This is a genomic window from uncultured Roseobacter sp., assembly GCF_947495275.1.
In the GTDB taxonomy this organism is placed as follows: domain Bacteria; phylum Pseudomonadota; class Alphaproteobacteria; order Rhodobacterales; family Rhodobacteraceae; genus Roseobacter.
In genome coordinates this window covers 48,443-68,952 of record NZ_CANLYL010000002.1, presented here as the reverse complement: position 1 = coordinate 68,952, position 20,510 = coordinate 48,443, and the positions used below count along the sequence as shown (strand labels likewise).

The following is a 20,510-nucleotide window of genomic DNA, read 5'->3' as shown; positions in this document are numbered from 1 at the left end:
TTGCAGTCAGTGTAGCGCAGGTCCTGCCCCGTGCAAGCAGGCTCTGCCCTTGCGCCATGGCCGTGCCGGAGGCTATAGCGCGGATGACCCCTCTCTGACTAAAGGCGCGCGCATGTCCTTCGACCGTTCCATCAAGATAGCCCCCTCCATCCTCGCCGCTGATTTTGCCAATTTCGGCGCTGAATGTGAGGCCATAGAAGCGCAGGGAGCCGATTGGGTCCACGTGGATGTGATGGACGGGCATTTTGTGCCAAACATCACCTTTGGGCCTGCGACCTGTGCCGCCATTCGCCCGCATATCAAAGGCGTGATGGACGTGCACCTGATGATCGCGCCGGTGGATTCCTATATCGACGCTTTCGCGCGGGCCGGTGCCGATGTGATCACCGCCCATGTGGAGGCAGGTCCGCATATCCACCGCACTTTACAAGCCATTCGCGGCGCAGGTGCCAAAGCGGGGGTCGCGCTGAACCCCGGCACACCGGCAGAGGCTGTCTCGGAGCTGATCGACAGCGTCGATCTGATCTGCGTGATGACCGTGAACCCCGGTTTTGGCGGGCAGAAATTCATCGACATGTCAGCCAAGATCAGAAAGCTGCGCGCAATGATCGGGGAGCGCCCCGTGCATATCGAAATCGACGGCGGGGTCGACCCGAGCACCGCGCCGATCGTGGCCTCGGCAGGCGCGGATGTGCTGGTGGCAGGCTCTGCGGTCTTCCGGGGTGGGTCAGTTCAGGACCCGACCCCTTACGGCGCAAACATCCGCGCCATAAGGCAGGCCGCAGAAGGCACATATGTCTGACTGAACGCGCAACAGCGCCGCATCCGGTAAGGTGGGCTTCAGGCCACCGCCACTTAAGACCCCGCCCGTTCGCGCAGTTGATCCGCGAAATGCGTCAGCAACCGATGCTTTAGGATCTTGCCCGTCGGGGCGGCCGGCAGTTCCGTGGCCAGCACAATCGCACTCGGGCGTTTGTACCCCGCCAGCCGGTCCTTCAGAAAATCGCGCAAGCTATCCGGGCTCAGATCACAGGCCGGGGCCACTTGCACAAAGGCCAGAACCTCCTCGTCCCCTGCTGTCATCTTCCCGATCACGGCCGACTGAATGACCTGCGGATGATCGTTGATCGCGGCCTCCACCTCCGGTGGATAGACATTGAACCCCCCGTGGATGATCAGCTCTTTTGAGCGTCCCAATATGTGCAGGTTTCCCGCCTCATCAATCTTGCCCAGATCGCCCGTATGCATCCAGCCCTGCGCATCCAGCACCCGCGCCGTCTCTTCGAGATTGCGGAAGTACCCCAACATGACATGGCCTCCACGCGTCAGCACCTCCCCCAAGCCATCGCCGCCGCCCGGCACGCTTTGGTCAATGCGCAGCTCCACGCCCGGCAAGGGCGGCCCAGCGGAGATATCTTCTGATCCCAACGGGTTATCAGTGATCGTCACCCCTGCTGTCGTCTCCGTCATGCCATATCCGTTTTGCAGCGCCACGCCGTAAAACGCCTCCGCCTTGCGCTTCCACGTGGGATCAAGCGGGGCCGCCCCCGAAGATACATAGCGCAGATTGTCCGACCCCAGCCGCTCATGCCCCTGCGCCGCTGTATACTGCATCAAAAGCGCGTGCATCTGCGGCACGGCCGACAAAAGCGTGATGCCCTGACCCAGTGCCGCATGGAGTTTGGACGCTGAAAACCGTGCCTCAAATCGAATGGCCGCCCCTGTGTAGGCCGCCGCCGTCACAATCGAGGCCAGACCGAACACATGGGAAATCGGCAAAACGCCATAGATCAGGTCGCGCGCCGTCATGCCGCGCAACCGCGCCGACGCCATCCCACCAAACCGCAGGTTGGCATGGCTCAGCATCACACCCTTTGGCATACCCGTCGTGCCGGTGGTATAGAGCAACACCGCAAGGCACGGGTCCTCTTCGGGGTTGGAAGCGTGAGGCGTGGCAATCTGCACCGTGCCGAAGGCACCGGTCAGCGACACCGTATCATGCCGCGCGGCATGGGCGGTCGCATCCGGGGACACGGCGGTCGTGAATACAACCGCGCGAGGGGCCGCATGATCAAAGATGCGCGCAAGTTCCGCCGCCGACTGGCGTGCATTCACCGGCACCGCAACAGCGCCCGTCCGCCAGCAGCCAAAAAGAAACGCAACCGCCGCTGCGGAATTTTCACATAAGATCACAACCCGGTCTCCGGCCACGACGCCCCGCTCGGCCAGACAAGCAGCGGCGGCGTCACTGGCCACGCTCAGATCCTGCCAGCGCCACTGCGCGCCTGTGCCATCGGACATGGCAAAAGCCGCCGGGCGGCGGGCCACCTGATCGCTCAGAAAATCCTCCACACGCGGGCTCATTGTGCGGCCTCCGCCATCTGAACCGCATCCGACAACCGCACCTGGGCAGCCAGCGCCTGTGTCTCGATACGCGCGATGATATCCGCCATGGGTTCGATCCTGTCGGTCAACCCCAGAGCATGACCTGCCGAAAGTAACCCCCGGCTCACATCGCCGCTCTCATAGGCCTTGCGCCCGATCTTACCAGCTACCAGCGGCATCAGGTCCTGAATGGTGATCTCCGGCGTCTCGGCCTCCATCCGGAGTACTTCGGCTGTGGTGTCATTGGCCAGCGTGCGCACAGTATTGCGCACCGACTGCATGCTCAGCGCCGTGTCGCGTTCCGTGGCTGCCACCAGCGCCCGCTTATAGCCCTCATGCGCCACCAGTTCCGTGCTGACCAGCAGGCGTGTACCCATCACAACGCCAGCCGCCCCCATCCCAAGCGCTGCCATCAACTGGCTGCCATGCCCGACACCGCCACCGATCAGAAACGGAATGTCCAGCGCCTCGCCCGCCATGGCCCCATTCACGAAAGAGCCGATCATAACCAGACCCGGGTGCCCGCCACATTCCGCACCCACGATAGAGACCATATCAACGCCCACCGCTTGTGCCTTCAGCGCATAGCGCACCGCCGGAACCTTGTGCAGAACGGTCAGCCCCAGATCTTTCAGCAAGGGCATATAGGGTTCCGGGTTGCGCCCTGATGTCTCGATCACTTTAACACCTTCATCCGCGATGAGCCGGAAAATATCCTCAGTCTGATCACCCGGCACCAGTTTCGGCAGCATGGAGACGTTGACCCCGAAGGGAAGGGTGCCACAGGCCGCGCGCGTTCTGGCGATTTCCGCCCGTAAATCGGCAGGGTCGGGAAAACTGGCTGCCGTGATGAATCCCATGATCCCGGCATGGGCAGCAGCGGAAACGTAAGGCGCATTTGCAAGCCATTGCAAACCTCCCGCCACGATCGGGCGGCGGATGCCCAGACGGCGCGTCAGTTCGGTGTCCCAGATCATGACCCGAACTCCGGCGCGCGTTTTTCCAGAAAGGCGGCAATGCCCTCCGCCGCTTCCGCACCGCCTGCGGCGCGCGCCATGGCGTCGCGTTCCGCGTCCAACTGCTGCGCCTGTGGTGTCTCATAGCTGTCCGCGACCAGCGCCCTAATGACGCGCTGCGCGTCACGCGGCCCCTGTGCCAGGCTGTCCGCCAGCACCATAGCGCGGGCAAAGGCCTCCCCCGGTGCTGCCACCTCATTGACCACGCCCAATGCGCCCATGCGTTCCGCCGACACCGCTTGTGCCAGCAGGCACATCTCCATGGCCAGCGGGCGCGGTAGGCAGCGCGCCATTGAGGCGGTCAGCCCCGCATCCGGCACCAGCCCGGCCTTGACATAGGCCGCCGTGAATTTGGCTCCCGCTGCCGCGATGATGAGATCACAGGCCAGTGCCAGCGACAAACCGGCACCCGCCGCCCCACCTTCTATCGCAGCAATCAGCGGCACCGGGCAGGCGCGCAGCGCGCGGATGAGATCATGCAGGTCGTCCACCCTGGCGCGGCGCGCCGTTTCGGAGAGTTTGCGACGCTCGATCAGCACATTGAGGTCCCCGCCCGCGCAGAAAAAATCCCCTTCCGAGGTCAGGATAACGGCCCGGACGCGCGGCTCTTCAGCACGGCGCATCGCTTCGGCCAGCGCGGCATAAAGTTCGGGCGAAAGCGCCCCCCGCCGAGCCGCATTGCCGTTCCAGATGATCAGACGGTCCCCCTTATCCTCGACCCGCGCCATTACGTAACCCTCTTGAACGTGCCGGAGGCCTTGGCGATCAAGCGACCTTCGGCATCATGCAGGACCGCATCCGCATGAATAATTTTGCGCCCGCCTCCCGATAGCGTGCCGCGCGCCACCACACGGCCGTCGTGCACAGGGGCAATGAACTGCGTGCTCAGCGACACGGTGACAACCTGCGCCAGTGTGTCACCGCCAAAGCCCAGCGAGGCGGCAAACCCCGCCGCGCTATCAAGCATCATCGCCAGAATACCGCCGTGCAGGCTGGCGTTGCGGTTCAGATGCTGCGGCGCGATCTCAAGGCTGACCTCGGCGCGTCCGGAAGCGCGGTCGAGATCGACCTCGTAGCCAATCAGCTCCTGCGCGCCGCTGATGGGAAATTCAGGCTGCTGAGAGGGCAATGAACCGCTCCAGATGATGGTCGCAATCGCCGAACCTGTGTTCGGCCATCACGATGCGTTTTGCGATATGGGCCAGTTCGTATTCCTGCGTCATGGCGATGCCGCCGTGCATCTGGATACTGTCCTCGGCCACCAGACGCCCGGCACGGCTCATCAGGTTCTTGGCCGCCGACACATGGCGTTCCCGCTCCGGCCGGGGGCGTTCCAGATGCCCTGCTGCATTGATGACGGCGGATCGGGCCTGTTCCAGTTCGATCAGCATATCCGACATGCGGTGCGCCAACGCCTGAAAACTGCCAATGGGGCGGCCAAACTGCTTGCGCGTCACCAGATAGTCCTGCGTGAGGCGGCTGGCTGTTTCCATACCCCCCAGCGTCTCAGCACAAAGCGCCACATTCGCGGCGGCAACACGGGCCTCGATGGCGGCAAATGCCTGCCCCGCTGGTCCAAGGCGCGCGCTGGCTGGCAGGCTCACATCTTCCAGAATGACCTCCGCCGCTCGCCCCCCGGCAAGCAGCGCATAGCCCTGACGCGTGACCCCTTCGGTCTCTGTCGGCACCAAGAACAGCGAAAGGCCCCCTGCATCATCGACACCGCCGCTTTCGCGCGCCGATACCACCAGCAGGTCCGCAGCCTCGGCATTATGCACAACCGCCTTGCGCCCATTCAGCACCACGCGGTCGTTTTCCGGCACGGCACCTGTGGCAACCCGGCTCAGATCATAGCGGCTGGCCGGTTCACCGTGGGCAAAGGCCAGATGCAGCTCGCCCGCGATGATCGCCGCAACATGGGCGCGCTGGCTTTCATTGCCCAGATCCGCGATCAGCCCCCCGGCCAGCACGGCACTGTCGAGAAAGGGTTCAACCACCCCGGCGCGCCCCAGTTCCTCAAAGACCACGGCCAGATCAAAGCCGCGCCCGCCAAAACCGCCTTGCGCTTCGGCAAAAAGCGCCCCGATCACGCCCAGTTCCGCCAGCTCGCGCCAGATTTCCGGCGACAGGCCCCTGTCGCTTTGCAGAATATCATGGCGTATCTGCGGCGTATACCGGTCCCTCAGAAACCGGCGCAGCGTGTCCTGCAACATCTGCCGTTCTTCGGTCAGATCGAAATTCATGCTCTGCCCCCCAAGGTCGTCTTGGCAATGATCTCGCGCTGGATTTCATTCGACCCGCCAAAAATCGACAGTTTACGGTTGTTGAAATACTGCCCCGCAACCGGACCGGCACCATTGGGATCGGGCAGGGGATCATTGGTCCCCTCTACGGCCTCAGAGGCAAAGGGCATCGCATAAACCCCCGCCGCACGCCGTGCCAGATCGTTGATTTCCTGCCGGATGATTGTCCCTTTGACCTTGAGCATAGAGCTTTCGACGCCCGGAGCCTGCCCCGCCGCCGCCCGAGAGACGATCCGCAGGTTGGTGGTGGACATGGCCATCAGATCAATCTCCACCTGCGCCAGACGGGCGGCGAAATGCGGGTTTTCGATCAGCGGCCTGCCACCGGCCATCTCCGACCGGGCCAGGCGTTTGACCGCCGCAAGACCGGCCTGTGAAAAACCGACACCGGCGATATTCGTGCGCTCATGGGTGAGCAGGTACTTGGCATAGGTCCAGCCCTTGTTTTCTTCGCCCACGAGGTTCTCGACCGGCACACGCACATCCGTAAACCAGACCTCATTGACCTCCGCACCGCCATCCAGCAGCACAATGGGGCGCACCTCGATACCGGGGGTGGCCATGTCGATCAGCAGAAAGGAAATCCCCTCCTGCTGCTTGACCGATTTATCGGTGCGCACCAGACAGAAAATCATGTTGGCGTGCTGACCGAGCGTGGTCCAGGTTTTCTGACCATTGACCACATAATGCGCGCCATCACGCACCGCAGAAGTCTGGAGAGAGGCCAGATCAGACCCAGCGCCCGGTTCCGAATAGCCCTGACACCACCAGTCCTGCCCGGACAGAATGCGCGGCAGCCAGTGTTCCTGCTGGGCCTTGGAGCCGAACTTCTGCAGGACCGGCCCCAGCATCGACAGGCCAAAGGGCACGATGCGCGGCGCATGCGCCCGCGCACAGGCCTCTTCAAAGAGATGGCGTTGTACTGCGTTCCATTCCGCCCCGCCAAATTCCTTGGGCCAGTTGGGTGCCAGCCAGCCCTGCGCATTCAGGATCGCATGCCAGCGCTCGTGATTGGCTTTCGTCAAGGCCCTGCCGGACCGCACCTTCTCCGATAATTCCGCAGGCAGGTTCTGCGTCAGAAACTGCTCAACTTCCGTCCGGAAGGCCCGTTCCGTGTCGCTGTAGCTCAGGTCCATGATCGCTCCTCATCCGTAGATTTCGAATAACCCGGCAGCGCCCATACCGCCGCCAATGCACATGCTGACAACGCCGAACTTTGCCCCGCGCCGCTTGCCCTCGCGCAGCAAATGCCCCGCCATACGCGCGCCGGTCATGCCAAAGGGATGGCCAATCGCTATTGATCCGCCATTGACGTTGAATATCTCCGGGTCAATGCCCAGCCGATCCCGGCAGTAAAGCGCCTGACTGGCGAAGGCTTCGTTCAGCTCCCACAGGTCGATGTCCGCCACCTTTAGCCCGTGCCGCTCCAGCAGACGCGGCACCGCAAAAACCGGCCCGATGCCCATTTCGTCCGGCTCGCATCCGGCAACGGCAAAGCCCCTGAAGGCACCCATCGGCTCAAGCCCCGCCCGCTCTGCCGCGCTCGCCTCCATCAGCACAACTGCCGCAGCCCCGTCCGACAACTGGCTGGCGTTCCCGGCGGTTACTGCACCGCCGTCGCGCACCGGGGTCAACGCGGCCAGCCCTTCCGCCGTGCTGTCAGGCCGGTTGCATTCGTCCCGATCAACACGCACCTGCCGGTGTGAAACCTCCCCAGTCGCGCGGTCCTGAACCGCCATTGTGGTCTGCATCGGCACGATTTCATCATCGAAAAGACCGTTCTGCTGGGCGGCGGCGATGCGCCTCTGGCTGCGCAACCCGTAGGCGTCCTGCGCGTCGCGGGCGATGCCATAGCGCGCGGCCACAATGTCGGCCGTCTCGATCATGGCCATATAGACCTCGGGCTTGTGTTCCAGCAGCCAGGGCTCCGGGGTCGGTTGCGTCTTGGGCTGCACCAGAGAGATGCTCTCCACACCACCCGCCACCATCGGCCCCGCGCCCTCCGAGACAATCGCTGCCGCAGCCGTCGCGATGGTTTGCAGCCCGGACGCGCAATACCGGTTGAGCGTCATGCCGGAAGTGGTCACCGGCAACCCGGCCCGCAGCGCGATCTGACGTGCGATGTTCTGGCCCGTCGCCCCTTCGGGAAAGCCGCAGCCGATCACGCAATCCTCGATCTGGTCCGCTGCCAGCCCCGCGCGCGCCACGGCGGCGGCCACGACGTGACCGCCCATGCTCGCCCCATGGGTCTGGTTGAACGAGCCGCGAAAGGATTTGGCCAACCCGGTGCGGGCGGCGGAGACGATCACAGCCTCTTTCATGACGCGGCCTCCTTGTTCAGGTCGTCAAAACTGCGGCCTTCGGCAACCAGCTTTTGCAACAGCGGTGCGGGTTGCCAGAAATAGGCGTCTTCACGCGCATAGCTTTCGATGTCCGCCAGCAGGCCGGGCAAACCTGTCAGATCAGCCCATTTCAGCGGCCCGCCCCAATAGCGCGGAAACCCGTAGCCGAAAAGCAGCACCATATCGACGTCGAGCGGGCGGCGTGCGATGCTTTCGCCGACAGTTTTCGCGGCCTCGTTGACCATGGCCGCCATATAGCGGCGGAGGATCTCCGCATCCGGGAAGTCACGCGGCGTGATGCCCCTTTCCTGCCGCTCTGCCTCGATCAGCGGCATGACTTCCGGGTTCGGCACACCTGCGCGCTGGCCTTTTTCGTAAACGTAGAAGCCTTTCCCGGTTTTCTGGCCGAAATGCCCCGCTTCGCAGAGCCTGTCGGGGTAGCGCCCGACCCGTTCGCGCGCATCGCGGTTGGGGGCCAGACGTTTGCGCATCGCCCACCCGATGTCGAGCCCCGCGAGATCCGCCACCGCGTGAGGTCCCATGGCGAAACCGAAATCCGTCAGCACCCTGTCGATCTGATAGGGCGAGGCCCCGTCGAGGATCATATGATCCGCCGCCGTTCGGTAAGTGCTCAGAATGCGGTTGCCGATGAAGCCGTCGCAGACCCCTGCGCGCACCGAAATCTTGCCCAAGCGTTGGCCAAGGGCAAACCCGGTGGCCACCACATCGGCAGCGCTCTGATCCCCCACAACGACCTCCAGCAGCTTCATCACATGCGCGGGCGAGAAAAAATGCAGCCCGATCACATCGCCCGGTCGCGAGGTGCTGGCGGCAATCTCGTTGATGTCCAGATAGGAAGTGTTGCTGGCCAGAATGGCCCGGGGTTTGCAGGCAGCATCCAGCCGCGCAAAGACGGATTTCTTGACGGCCATCTCTTCGAATACCGCCTCGATCACCAGATCGACCGTGCCAAGCGCGTCATAATCCGTAGCAATCGTCAGGGCCTCGTTCAGCATCGCGTCATGGGCTGACTGGCTGATCTTGCAGCGCCTCAGTGCCCCGGCCAGATTGCCGGCAATCCGGGATTTTGCGGCGTCCATCGCAGCGTCGTTCATCTCAATCAGCGTCACTGGCAGACCCGCCAACAGGGCGGCGGTGGCAATGCCCGCGCCCATCGTGCCACCCCCGATGACCCCGATGGCGGCCAGATCGCGCGGTGCCACAGATTTCAACTCTGGCAGGTTGCCAACCGCCCGTTCGGCAAAGAACGCATGGATCATCCCCTGCCGCTGGTCGGTTTTCATCAGATCCCAGAACATCTGCCGCTCGGCCTTGAGACCTTCGGCAAAGGGCAGCTCCACACTCGCCTGTACCGCACGCACGGCCTGCGCCGGTGCAATCTGGCCCCGGCCCTTTTTCAGCACCGCGTCATAGGTCGCATCCCAGTCGATGGGGTCCGGTGCAGGCAAGGCGCTGACCGGACGGCGCGCGGCCCCCTCCGACAAGAGCGCCTGCGCATAGGCCAGCCCCACGGTTTGCGGATCGCCCGCCTCGATCCGGTCGATGACGCCAGCCTCCAGCGCCTCGGGGGCTTTGACGTGGCGGCCCGTGGTGATCATGTCGATGGCCGCCGCCACACCTGTGACACGCGGCAGACGCTGCGTGCCCCCTGCGCCGGGCAAAAGCCCCAGATGCACCTCCGGCAGGCCCACGCGCGCATCGGGCTGCGCAACGCGGTAATGGGTGGACAGCGCCACCTCCAGCCCGCCGCCCAGACTGACCCCGTGCATTGAGGCCACCACGATCAACGGCGAGGCCTCCAGACGATTGCACAGATCGGGCAAATGCGGCTCCAGCGGGGTTTTGCCGAACTCCTTGATGTCCGCCCCCGCGATGAACGCACGCCCGTCACCCACCAGCAGCACCGCTTTGACGCCGTCATCGGCCTCGGCGCGCTCCAACCCGGACAGCAGCCCCTTGCGCACCGCGTGGCTCAGCGCGTTCACCGGCGGGTTCTGGATACGTAAAACGGCGATGTCACCATGGCGCTCATAGGCAATTTTATCTGTCATCTGATCTCTCTTTTCATGCTCTCAACCACGCCGCGTCAGAGCAGGCGCCTGACCGGTTCTGTGTTCCAACTCCCGGACCACCTCACGCAGGGCCGGGCCCACCTCCTCAACCATACGGGCATCCGTCAACACTTCGGGCAACGCCCCGCAGGAAATCGCGACGGGCGCTCCGAATTCCGACGCAAAGAACGGGACGCCCACCGCATTGACCGTTCGGGCATAGCGGGTCGGGCGGGGGGCAATGGTGAACCCCTGCGCAATCAACTGGGCGTAGCCATCCTGCCGAAAATCGACCAGAGCCGGGTTGGGCGCCAGACCTGCAAACTTGTCATCCGACATGGCAGCAAGTGTGGCCTGACCGGAAGAAGACCCAAAAAGCGGGATTCTATGGCCGGGTTCAAGCCAGATGGATGCCGTTCCTTCCGGTCGCCATGTCTTGACCAGCATCATGCGCATCGTATCACGAACCGCGATCAGACCAAGCGTGCCGGTTTCATTTGCAAGCTCCTGCATGGCGTCAGATATCAGATCGATGAAAGTTGCCGAAATAGTCGCAACCGATCCCAGCGCAATCGCTGCCGGGCCAAGGTGAAAGCGGTCATTCCGGCTGGCCTGGGTTAAAAAACCCAATTCGCACAGCGTATACGTGAGACGCGATATCGTTGGTTTTGGCAAGGCCGTCCGTTCCGCGATCTGGGCGTGCGTCAACCCATCATCGCTGGCCCGAAAAACGCCAAGAACTTTCAGCCCTCTTGCCAATGTGTTGGCAAATTTTCGATCTGTTGTGGAGTGGTTCATCGCGCGGCCATCGGAACAAATAGCGAAATTGCAGGAAAACTCATGATGAGGATCAAAACGATGATATCGACACTCAGGAAACGGGCGATGCCTGCAAAAATCTTGTCTATCGGGGCTTCCTTCCCAACCACATTGGCAATCACAAAAACATTCAGGCCAACAGGCGGCGTGATCAGCCCGATCTCCAGCAGTTTGATGACGACCACCCCGAACCAGATGAGGTTGAGCCCGTAGCTTTCCACCAGTGGGATCATCAGTGGCAGGGTCAGCACCATGATGCCAATGGGATCGAGAAACATGCCCAACAACAGATAGATCAGTGCAATCGCGACCATCAGCACAATCACTGAAAGCTGGGCTTGTGTGACCGCCTCGACGATCATGGGGGCAATCCCTGTCAGGGCGATAAAGGCCACGAAAATCTTGGCACCCGCTGCAATGAAGAAGATCGCAGTGGTTTGCACGCAGGTCTCTTTGACCGAAACCCACAGCCCGTGCAAATCCAGTCTGCGTTGCCCGAACCCGATCAGAACCGCAGCACTTACACAAACGGCGGCGGCTTCGGTTGCGGTGAAAATACCGCCATATATGCCGCCAATGATCACCCCGAAAAGAAGAACCGCCGGCCAGGCACCGATCGCGGCTTGCATACGTTGTGACGTCGAATATCTCTGATCCGTTGGCGGGGCGATCTCTGGCCTGCGCCAGACCCATATCGCGATGACCAGAACAAATCCGGCAAGTGTCAAAAGACCGGGCAGAACCCCTGCCAGGAACAGAGCAGAGATCGAGGTTTCGGTAAATATCCCGTAGATGATAAACAGCACCGACGGGGGAATAAGTGAGCCCAACGTGCCGCCTGCGGCAACACTTGCGGTGGCCAGACGCGGGTCATATCCCATCCGCAGCATTTCAGGCGTACAAATGCGCCCCATGGTCGACGCGCAGGCAATGGAACTGCCGGTAATGGCCGAGAAGCCGCCACACCCCATCACGCTGGCCATGGCCACGCCGCCGGGCACCCGGGTCAGCCAGACCTTGGCAGCGTCATAGATGCGTGTGGTGATCCCGGCGCGGTAGGCGATATGCCCCAGAGCCACGAACAGCGGGATCATCGACAGGTCGTAGGAGTGGATCAAATCGAACGAATTCGAAAAGACCATGGATGTGGTCGCTCGAAGGGCACGTTCCGGCATGAAGGTGCCGCTGCGAAAGGCAAAAATGAAAAACGTGGCAAGGGTCGCAACTGCCGCCAGCGCAAAGGCAATGGGCACGCGCAGAGCCAAAAGCACCAGCACCGCGCCAAATGCGAAGAAACCGATGGTCGCAGGGTCCATTACTCCGCCCCTCCACCGGTCAGGGAATGATCCTGTGTATCGAGAACCGTTCCCCCCCTCAGAATGGTGCATGTATCTCGCCACGCCAGTTCAGCCAAGCGCAACCAGCAGGCTGCGATGCCCAGCACGAAGACCAACCTGCCCGGCCATTTGGGCAGGCTCAGATCACCATAAAAGAAGCTTCCCGACGCCAGAACTTTGCTCAGATCGCGCGTGCCCGCCCAGATCAGCGCAGATAGGGCGATCATTCCCATCAGCGACCCCAGCACGATCAACCACGACCGCAATCGCGCACCAAACCGGTCCGAAATGAAATCGACACAGACATGCGCACGTGCTGCCGTCGTTGCGGCCAGCGGCAAAAGAATGGCCGCGACCATCAATTCGCGCACGATCGTCACACTGTCTGGCACGGCAGTGGCGAAAAGAGCCCGGGCGATCACGTTGGCGGTAATTACGCCGCCCAGAAGGAGCACCGCGACCGCGCCGAGGGCCAACAGAAACTGCTCCAGTTTGACTTGCATCTCAGACCTCAAGCCAGCGATCAGTTACCTTCTCGCTCCCAAGGATAGCCTTTCTGATCACGTTCGGCTGAAAACCTGGCGACCAACACCTGATAATCCTCAAGCAGCGCCTGACCCGGCAACCCTGACTTTTCAGCGGTGTTGACCCATTCAGCAAGAAACTTGCCACCCTTGCGAACGAGTTTTTCACGCTCAGGTTCCGGCAAGACAATCACTTCCACGCCAGCTTCCTTCATCGCAGCAACGGCATCTTCGTTCGCCTGGGTGATGATGCGCCCAAACTCATCCGCCATGTCAGAGCCCACCGCGTTCAAAAGATCCTGCTGAGCGGCGGAGAGACTGTCATAGACATCAGCGTTCATGAACATGCCGACACCGCCCACCTGCCCCCAGTTAAGCAATGTGTAGCTATCCATGACTTCTGCCTGCTTGAGCGCGGCAACGGCATAGCTATAGCCCTGACTGCAATCGATCAGCCCGGTGTCGAGCCCCTGATAGGCGTCATATATGGACATGCGCACCATGTTGGCGCCCATCTCGCCGAAGACCTTGCCGTAGGCGCCAACGCCGCGCACCTTGAGGCGTTCGATGTCCGATGCCTTTCTGATCGCAGCCCCCTTACACCCGATGTTCACCTGGCTTGTCGTCCAGGTGCCGATGTAGACGAGGTTCTTGTCCCTCAGGTTTTCCGCAATTTCCTTGGAATTGCGCATCAACGCGTCGGTGGCCCGCATCCCCACCCAAGCGTCCGGGTTGTTGATGGGCAGATCCGCAATGCCGTAGGCAACCATTTCCTGCGGATAATAGACCGCGATAACAGACCCCATGTCTGCGACGCCATCGCCAACCGATTGCATCGCGGCGTTGGATTTGAATAGGGCACCGCCCCACTGAATATCCAGTTTGATCTCCCCTTCCGACCGCTCAGCGATTTCATCCGCAAACCACTGCAAGGCGGCGGCGCGCGCGCCGCGATTGGGACCTGCCTCGCCATGTATCAAAGTGATGTCAGCCTGTGCCAGTGTCGCCGTGGCAATCATTGCAAGACCAAGGGCAGCGGATTTCAGCTTCATCAAGGCAATCTCTCCCAAAATTGTTTTACATAGTGAAACTATGTTTCACTATTTTTACCATTGTTATGAGACACACGCCAAGCGTGCAAGAAAATTCACTGCAAACAGCCGTGCAACGAATTGGACAGGACCGTAGCGTTAGCGCTGATAGATGAAGCATCGTCCCGGAACAGCGTCGGACGGGAGGGCAATCTCTGTCATATCGTCGAAATACATCCTGTCGCTGGAGACCATAAGCCCTCCCGGCGCAAGAAGCGGGGCGATCACCGGCGAAATCCGGCGCGCAAAGATGTCGTTCTTCTCGGCATTATGGCCCCCAAGATCAGCGTGAATGAGGCGCACCGTGGCACCAAACTGCGCAAACGCAGCTGGCAGTGTTTCAAAGACATCACCTAAAAATACCTGAGCGTCCGGCGGTGTGCTGTCAGGGTGTGAGGCGACTGCCCGCTCGAACACATAAATGTCGCCTTGCGGCATGATGGAGCACATATGATGATAGGTACGCCCATTTCCCAAACCCAGCTCGAACACCGGTCCCGGCAGGCCCTTGGTCAACTCTGCAGCATGGTTCAGACAAGCGCGCTGGGACACCATTCGGTCGATGAAAAGATCTAGACGGCTCATGCGAATACCCTTGAAAACACTTCCTGCACAAATGCCTCTAATTTGGGAAAATTGGTAGTACAAAGATAATCACGTATCTGTGCGCTGGACGCGGGCGGAGAAATCGCGTTGACTGTCTGCGCAAACATGCGGCTTTTTGGGACGAAAAGAGTAGCAAGGAAGTGACTGTAGCGTGATGACCCCATTGCTTGATGTGCAAGATCTGAGCATTGGCTTTGGGCCGTCAGAACCGGTGGTGCGCGGCGTCAGTTTTCAGGTTATGCCCGGCGAGACCCTCGCTCTTGTCGGCGAGAGCGGATCAGGCAAGACAATCACCTGCCGGTCGGTTCTGCGTATCCTGCCGGAAACGGCACGCATTCATGGCGGAACGATCAATTTCAAGTGCAATGGCAAGGCCATCAATCTGCTCGACCGCAGCGAGCGTGTCATGCGCTCCATTCGGGGTGACCAGATTTCAATGATCTTTCAGGAACCCATGCGATCGCTGTCCCCGCTGCACCGTTTGGGAGATCAGGTGTCTGAGGTGCTCAGGCTTCATCGCAATATGCGCCCGGCAGACTGCAAGAAAACCGTTCTTGAGACCTTCGAGAGAGTTGGGTTTCCGGACCCGGCCCGTGTCTGGCGGTCCTATCCCTTTGAGATGTCCGGCGGGATGCGCCAGCGGGCGATGATTGCCATGGCCATGGTTGCGAAACCCGATTTGCTGATCGCGGACGAGCCGACCACGGCCCTCGATGTCACGACACAAGCGCAGGTTCTGGGCCTGATCAAGGATTTGCAAAAAGACACTGGCATGTCCGTCATTCTGGTGACCCACGACCTTGGCGTCGTAGCCAACATGGCGGAATCCGTGGTTGTGATGAACAAGGGGCGCGTGATGGAGCGTGGCCCTGCCGCCGCCGTTCTGGGCGCCCCCGCGCATGGCTATACCAAAAAGCTCTTCGCCGCAGCACCCATGATACCGGAGGTCGCCGCCCCCGCCCGAGAGGGCAAACATGATGATCTGATCCTGCATCTGCGCAATGTGTCGAAAACCTATACCATGCGCGCGGGCGGATGGAGCAAACCGATGACAGTCACGGCCTGTCACGAAGTTGATTTATCTCTCCAACGCGGCAAGACACTGGCTGTTGTCGGTGAAAGCGGATCAGGCAAGACAACCTGCGCCCGGATTGCACTGGGCGCTGAAACGCCCGATGACGGCGGACAGGTGCTGTTTCGGCCCGCAGCCGGGGCGACACCTGTGCAGATCAACGCCATGTCACAAGCCGAGCGGATTGCATTTCAGCGCCAGGCGCAGATGGTGTTTCAAGACCCCTATTCGTCCCTTTCTCCCCGCATGCGCGTGCAACAGGCGTTGACCGAACCCATGGAAATTCACAAGCTCGGCACAAAAGCCGAACGTCGTGAGAAAGCAGCAGAGATGCTGCGCTTGGTCGGGTTGGATTCATCCATGCTGGGTCGTTTCCCACACGCCTTTTCCGGTGGGCAGCGGCAGCGCCTGTCGATTGCGCGGGCGCTGACGCTCGACCCTGTGCTGCTTGTGTGCGATGAGCCGACCTCAGCACTCGACGTTTCCGTCCAGGAACAGATACTGACCCTTCTTGAAGATATCCGCGATCGGGCCGGTCTAAGTTATCTTTTCATCAGTCACGATCTGGCTGTGGTCGCACGCATTGCCGATGAGGTCGCGGTCATGCGTCAGGGCGTGGTCGTGGAACAGGCACCTCCTGACACGCTGTTTTACAACCCGCGCCACCCTTACACGCGCGCCCTGATCGCCGCACAGCCCGAACCGGATGTGAACAGGCCCATCGATTTGACCCTGGTCGCCAAAGGGGCCGGAACCCCCGCCAGCTGGCCTGAACAATTCCGTTTCGAGGGCATTGCCGTGCCGGCGCTGACAGAACTCGAACCCGGACATAAGGTGCGTTGCCATGTCTAGACTAATCACCGCATTTGCTCTGCTCGCAATGTCCACGCTCGCGGCGTTGGCGGACCCCCAAACGCCTGCTGAAAGTTCGTTCTGGCAGATGGAGGTTGAAAACGGCGCCTTGCCACCTGTGGAGCAACGGTTGCCGGATGACCCGCTTGTTGTCGATCTGGAAGCAAAGGGGCGCAGTTTCGGTGAGCAAGGTGGCACGCTGCGTACGCTCGTTTCACGGTCAAAAGACGTGCGCCAGATGGTGGTTTATGGCTACGCGCGGCTGATCGGATATGACCAGAATTACGAGCTCTATCCTGACATCCTGAGAGACCTTGAAGTCTTTGAGGGACGTAAATTCACTTTGCATCTGCGGCGGGGTCACCGGTGGTCGGACGGGCATCCCTTTACGTCAAAGGACTTTGAATACTATTGGAAACACGTGGCGCTGAACAAGGAACTTAACCCGTCGGGTCCGCCACAGAACATGATTGTCGACGGCGTTCTGGCCGAGGTATCGTTCCCGGACAATCATACCGTGGTCATAGAATGGCCGACGCCGAACCCGCAGTTCCTGCAATTGCTGGCGCAGGCCAGCCCGTTCTTCATCTATCGCCCGGCGCATTACCTCAAACAGTTTCATGCCGATTTTACCGACGCCAAGATCCTGAAGAAAAAGATCAAAAAGGCCAGAGTGCGTGCCTGGGCCGCGCTGCACAATGATCGTGACAACATGTATAAATTCGACAATCCGGATTTGCCCACCTTGCAGCCGTGGTTGAATGCCTCTGGCAGCAAATCCAGCCGGCATCTCTTTGTGCGCAATCCCTATTATCACCGCATTGATGCGCGCGGGGTTCAGCTTCCCTACATCGATGTTGTGGAAATGACGATCGTTGGAGGTGGGCTGATCGCGGCAAAAGCCAATGCAGGCGAGGTTGATCTGCAGGCGCGCGGGCTTGATTTTCCGGATATCTCCATCCTGAAAAAAGGCGAAAACGACGGTGCGGGATATCGCACGCTGCTGTGGGCCAATGGGGCGGCCAACCAGATCACCATCTATCCAAACCTCAATTTTGCAGACCCCGTCTGGCGCGACGTTATCCGGGATGTCCGGTTCCGCCGTGCCCTCAGTCTGGGCATCGACCGGCGGATGATAAATCGGGCCCTCTACTTTGGCCTCGCCAAGGAAGGCGGCATGACCGCGCTTGCCAAAAGCCCGTTCTTTGATCCTGCCAACCTCTTCTCATGGTCAATCTACTACCCGACCAAGGCCAATGCCCTGCTCAATGAAATGGGGCTGACCGAGCGCACGCCGGACGGCATTCGTAAACTGCCCGACGGGCGTCCGATGGAATTCGTGATCGAGACCGCCGGGGAGCGACAGGAGGTTGAAAACGCGCTTGCCATCGTCACCGACACCTGGCGCGAAATCGGGATCAAACTGATCATGCGCCCCCTGGACCGCGACATTCTTCGGAACCGCGTCTATTCAGGACTGTCGATGGCCGCCGTCTGGTTTGGCTGGGACAATGGGCTTCCGCAACCCTATACGCCCCCTGAATATCTGGCTCCAACGCATCAGGAATTCTTTGCCTGGCCCAAATGGGGTCAGTATTACCAAACTGGCGGGGAATTGGGTGAAGCGCCGGACATGCCCGCCGCCCAACGTCTGATGACACTCAGTTGGGAATGGGATCACACCAATGATCCGGACAAACGTGCCACCATATGGCGCGAAATGCTTGCGATCCATGCGGATCATCAGTTCGGCATCGGAATCCTTGCCGAAGCGCCACAGCCTGTGGTGGTTTCGGAACGGCTGCGCAATGTGCCAGAGGAGGCAAAATGGGCGTGGGATCCCGGGGCGCATTTCGGAATTCACCGTATTGATGAATTCTACTACGATGAACCATTCCAGCAGCTCACCCAATGATGTTTCTCAAATACGCGATCTACCGGTTCATCACGATGCTACTCACCCTGTGGGTTGTCTCGATCATGATTTTCGTGATCATCAACCTGCCTCCGGGCGACTACCTCAGCAATCAGATCGCGGAACTGCGCGCCACCGGGCAGGCTGAGGGCGTCGCCAAGGCGGAATTCCTGCGCACCGAATATGCGCTCGACCGACCGATCTGGGAACAGTACCTCATATGGGTCGGCATGGCACCGGGCCCGCAGGGCTGGTACGGGCTCATTCAGGGCAATTTCGGCTGGTCTTTTGAGTTCGATCGCCCCGTCTCAGAGATCGTAGGTGACGCCCTCTGGCTGACCGTACTCGTCAACCTTGCCGCAGTGCTGTTTGTGTATCTGGTGGCGCTACCCTTGGGTGTCATCGCCGCCGCGAAATCCGAGACATGGATTGACTACACAGCCGCCTTCGTCGGCTATCTGGGTCTGGCCACACCCAATTTCCTGCTTGCCCTGATGCTGTTTTACTATGGAAACAAGTATTTCGATTTGCCGATTGGCGGACTGATGTCACCTGAATTCGAAGGCGAGCCGATGTCCTTCGACAAGGTGAAGTCCATTCTCGTGCATCTGATTGTGCCAACCTTCGTGATCGGCACCTCGGGGGCGGCCGCCATGATGCAGCGCCTGCGGGCCAACATGCTGGACGAACTGTCAAAACCCTACGTTGAAACCGCCAAGGCCAAAGGCCTCGCCCCCTCAAAGCTGCTGGCAAAATACCCGCTGCGGATGGCGTTCAATCCCTTCGTCGCGGATATCGGCAATCTGCTGCCCGCGATGGTCTCAGGCTCGGTTCTGGTCTCCGTTGTCCTGGGGCTACAGACCATCGGGCCGTCCTTGCTGACTGCGCTGAAATCCCAGGACCAGTTCCTGGCGGGCTTCGTGTTGATGTTCGTGGCGCTGTTGACCCTGATCGGAACGATGATTTCGGATTTGCTGCTGGTGCTGCTTGATCCACGCATCCGGTACGGAGCACGCGGATCATGACGCAGTTGCCAGACGGTCGCTTTGTCGACGATGCGCCTTATTCCGACAGCACCGACCTCAGCGCGCCCGAACGCTCGGACATGGACGCCTCAACATGGGTTCTGGTCTGGCGCAAGTTCAAACGCCACAAGCTGGGGTTGATCTCGGGCATTTTTCTGCTGCTGAGCTATCTGATGTTACCCGTTGCCGGGTTCATAGCCCCCTACACGCCCAATGAACGCAGCGCTGACTATCTCTATGCGCCCCCACAATCGGTGAATTTCTGGCATGAAGGTGAGTTTATCGGGCCCTTCGTCTATCCGACCACAGCGACCGCTGACCTCGTCAACTACCGTTGGACCTACGAGACCGATGAAACCCGCCCGATGCCTTTGCAGTTCTTCTGTGAGGGGGCGACCTACAATCTCTTTGGGTTCATCCGGTCGGACACTCATCTGTTCTGCGCGCCGGAAGGGGCCACCATCTTCCTCTGGGGTTCAGATCGGCTGGGCCGCGACGTCTTCAGCCGCATTCTTTACGGCGCGCAGCTGTCGCTGACGGTGGGGTTGATCGGCATCACTGTCTCCTTCGCCCTCGGCATCTTCTTTGGCTCCATCGCAGGGTATTTTGGCGGCAAAACAGATTGGCTGATCAACCGGGCCATCGAAATCCTGCGCTCGCTACCCGAGTTGCCGCTGTGGCTGGCCTTGTCCGCTGCTGTACCCTCGAACTGGGGGCCGGTGGCCGTCTTCTTCATCATTTCGATCATCCTGGGCATTCTGGACTGGCCGGGCCTCGCGCGAGCGGTTCGAAGTAAATTCTTGTCGCTCAGAGAAGAAGAATACGTCCGCGCCGCTGAAATGATGGGCGCCAAACCGGGCCGCGTGATCCGACGCCATCTCTTACCCAACTTCATGTCTCACCTGATCGCTTCGGCAACCCTGTCGATCCCGGCAATGATCCTTGGTGAGACCGCATTGAGCTTTCTGGGTCTGGGCCTGCGCGCCCCTGCGGTGAGCTGGGGCGTCATGCTCAACGATGCGCAAAACCTCGCCTCTATCGAGATCTACCCATGGACGGCCATCCCCATGCTTCCCATCATCTTCGTGGTCCTGGCCTTCAACTTCCTTGGCGACGGCCTGCGCGCCTCACTGGATCCGTACAAGAGCTGA

Annotated in this window: 18 protein-coding genes; 5 read left to right on the top strand and 13 right to left on the bottom strand. The window is 60.6% G+C overall.

Translation table 11 applies throughout. From position 1 onward, the window contains the following. Positions 1 to 112 precede the first annotated feature (112 nt). Positions 113 to 802, top strand: coding sequence for a ribulose-phosphate 3-epimerase (gene rpe, locus Q0802_RS03685; RefSeq protein WP_298913768.1), 690 nt, complete (start codon positions 113 to 115; stop codon positions 800 to 802). 53 nt (positions 803 to 855) lie between these two features. Here the strand turns inward: rpe and Q0802_RS03680 are convergent, their stop codons facing one another. From Q0802_RS03680 to Q0802_RS03620, 13 genes are all read right to left on the bottom strand, one after another. Then, positions 856 to 2,364, bottom strand: a complete 1,509-nt coding sequence (locus tag Q0802_RS03680) for a class I adenylate-forming enzyme family protein (RefSeq protein ID WP_298913765.1) — start codon at positions 2,362 to 2,364, stop codon at positions 856 to 858. Next, complete coding sequence (locus Q0802_RS03675; RefSeq protein ID WP_298913762.1) at positions 2,361 to 3,362, bottom strand: nitronate monooxygenase; 1,002 nt, start codon at positions 3,360 to 3,362, stop codon at positions 2,361 to 2,363. Before Q0802_RS03675 ends, Q0802_RS03680 begins: the two co-directional genes overlap by 4 nt. Then, positions 3,359 to 4,129, bottom strand: a complete 771-nt coding sequence (locus Q0802_RS03670) for an oxepin-CoA hydrolase, alternative type (protein ID WP_298913759.1) — start codon at positions 4,127 to 4,129, stop codon at positions 3,359 to 3,361. Before Q0802_RS03670 ends, Q0802_RS03675 begins: the two co-directional genes overlap by 4 nt. Continuing rightward, entirely contained in the window at positions 4,129 to 4,530 is a 402-nt protein-coding gene (locus Q0802_RS03665) for a PaaI family thioesterase (RefSeq protein ID WP_298913756.1), read from the bottom strand. The genes Q0802_RS03670 and Q0802_RS03665 overlap by 1 nt, the downstream gene beginning before the upstream one ends. Then, positions 4,511 to 5,644: an acyl-CoA dehydrogenase gene (locus Q0802_RS03660; protein ID WP_298913753.1), complete on the bottom strand. Its 1,134-nt coding sequence runs from the start codon at positions 5,642 to 5,644 to the stop codon at positions 4,511 to 4,513. The genes Q0802_RS03665 and Q0802_RS03660 overlap by 20 nt, the downstream gene beginning before the upstream one ends. Next, positions 5,641 to 6,840: an acyl-CoA dehydrogenase family protein gene (locus tag Q0802_RS03655; RefSeq protein ID WP_298913750.1), complete on the bottom strand. Its 1,200-nt coding sequence runs from the start codon at positions 6,838 to 6,840 to the stop codon at positions 5,641 to 5,643. Before Q0802_RS03655 ends, Q0802_RS03660 begins: the two co-directional genes overlap by 4 nt. A gap of 9 nt (positions 6,841 to 6,849) precedes the next feature. Continuing rightward, entirely contained in the window at positions 6,850 to 8,025 is a 1,176-nt protein-coding gene (locus tag Q0802_RS03650; RefSeq protein ID WP_298913747.1) for an acetyl-CoA C-acyltransferase, read from the bottom strand. After that, positions 8,022 to 10,118: a 3-hydroxyacyl-CoA dehydrogenase NAD-binding domain-containing protein gene (locus Q0802_RS03645; RefSeq protein WP_298913744.1), complete on the bottom strand. Its 2,097-nt coding sequence runs from the start codon at positions 10,116 to 10,118 to the stop codon at positions 8,022 to 8,024. Before Q0802_RS03645 ends, Q0802_RS03650 begins: the two co-directional genes overlap by 4 nt. A 21-nt stretch (positions 10,119 to 10,139) precedes the next feature. Next, positions 10,140 to 10,916, bottom strand: coding sequence for a helix-turn-helix domain-containing protein (locus Q0802_RS03640; RefSeq protein ID WP_298913741.1), 777 nt, complete (start codon positions 10,914 to 10,916; stop codon positions 10,140 to 10,142). Beyond that, positions 10,913 to 12,253, bottom strand: a complete 1,341-nt coding sequence (locus Q0802_RS03635) for a TRAP transporter large permease (RefSeq protein WP_298913738.1) — start codon at positions 12,251 to 12,253, stop codon at positions 10,913 to 10,915. The genes Q0802_RS03640 and Q0802_RS03635 overlap by 4 nt, the downstream gene beginning before the upstream one ends. Beyond that, complete coding sequence (locus Q0802_RS03630) at positions 12,253 to 12,777, bottom strand: TRAP transporter small permease (protein ID WP_298913736.1); 525 nt, start codon at positions 12,775 to 12,777, stop codon at positions 12,253 to 12,255. Before Q0802_RS03630 ends, Q0802_RS03635 begins: the two co-directional genes overlap by 1 nt. A 20-nt stretch (positions 12,778 to 12,797) precedes the next feature. Continuing rightward, positions 12,798 to 13,850, bottom strand: a complete 1,053-nt coding sequence (locus Q0802_RS03625) for a C4-dicarboxylate TRAP transporter substrate-binding protein (RefSeq protein ID WP_298913733.1) — start codon at positions 13,848 to 13,850, stop codon at positions 12,798 to 12,800. A gap of 138 nt (positions 13,851 to 13,988) precedes the next feature. Beyond that, positions 13,989 to 14,474 (bottom strand): class I SAM-dependent methyltransferase, encoded by a 486-nt coding sequence (locus Q0802_RS03620; RefSeq protein WP_298913730.1) that lies wholly within the window; start codon positions 14,472 to 14,474, stop codon positions 13,989 to 13,991. A gap of 175 nt (positions 14,475 to 14,649) precedes the next feature. Between Q0802_RS03620 and Q0802_RS03615 the strand changes: the two genes are divergently transcribed. The 4 genes from Q0802_RS03615 to Q0802_RS03600 are packed head-to-tail and all read left to right on the top strand — an operon-like array spanning position 14,650 to position 20,510. Continuing rightward, entirely contained in the window at positions 14,650 to 16,419 is a 1,770-nt protein-coding gene (locus Q0802_RS03615) for an ABC transporter ATP-binding protein (RefSeq protein ID WP_298913727.1), read from the top strand. Next, complete coding sequence (locus Q0802_RS03610) at positions 16,412 to 18,334, top strand: ABC transporter substrate-binding protein (RefSeq protein ID WP_298913722.1); 1,923 nt, start codon at positions 16,412 to 16,414, stop codon at positions 18,332 to 18,334. Before Q0802_RS03615 ends, Q0802_RS03610 begins: the two co-directional genes overlap by 8 nt. Then, positions 18,331 to 19,359: an ABC transporter permease gene (locus Q0802_RS03605; protein WP_298913720.1), complete on the top strand. Its 1,029-nt coding sequence runs from the start codon at positions 18,331 to 18,333 to the stop codon at positions 19,357 to 19,359. The genes Q0802_RS03610 and Q0802_RS03605 overlap by 4 nt, the downstream gene beginning before the upstream one ends. Then, positions 19,356 to 20,510: an ABC transporter permease gene (locus tag Q0802_RS03600; RefSeq protein ID WP_298913717.1), complete on the top strand. Its 1,155-nt coding sequence runs from the start codon at positions 19,356 to 19,358 to the stop codon at positions 20,508 to 20,510. Before Q0802_RS03605 ends, Q0802_RS03600 begins: the two co-directional genes overlap by 4 nt.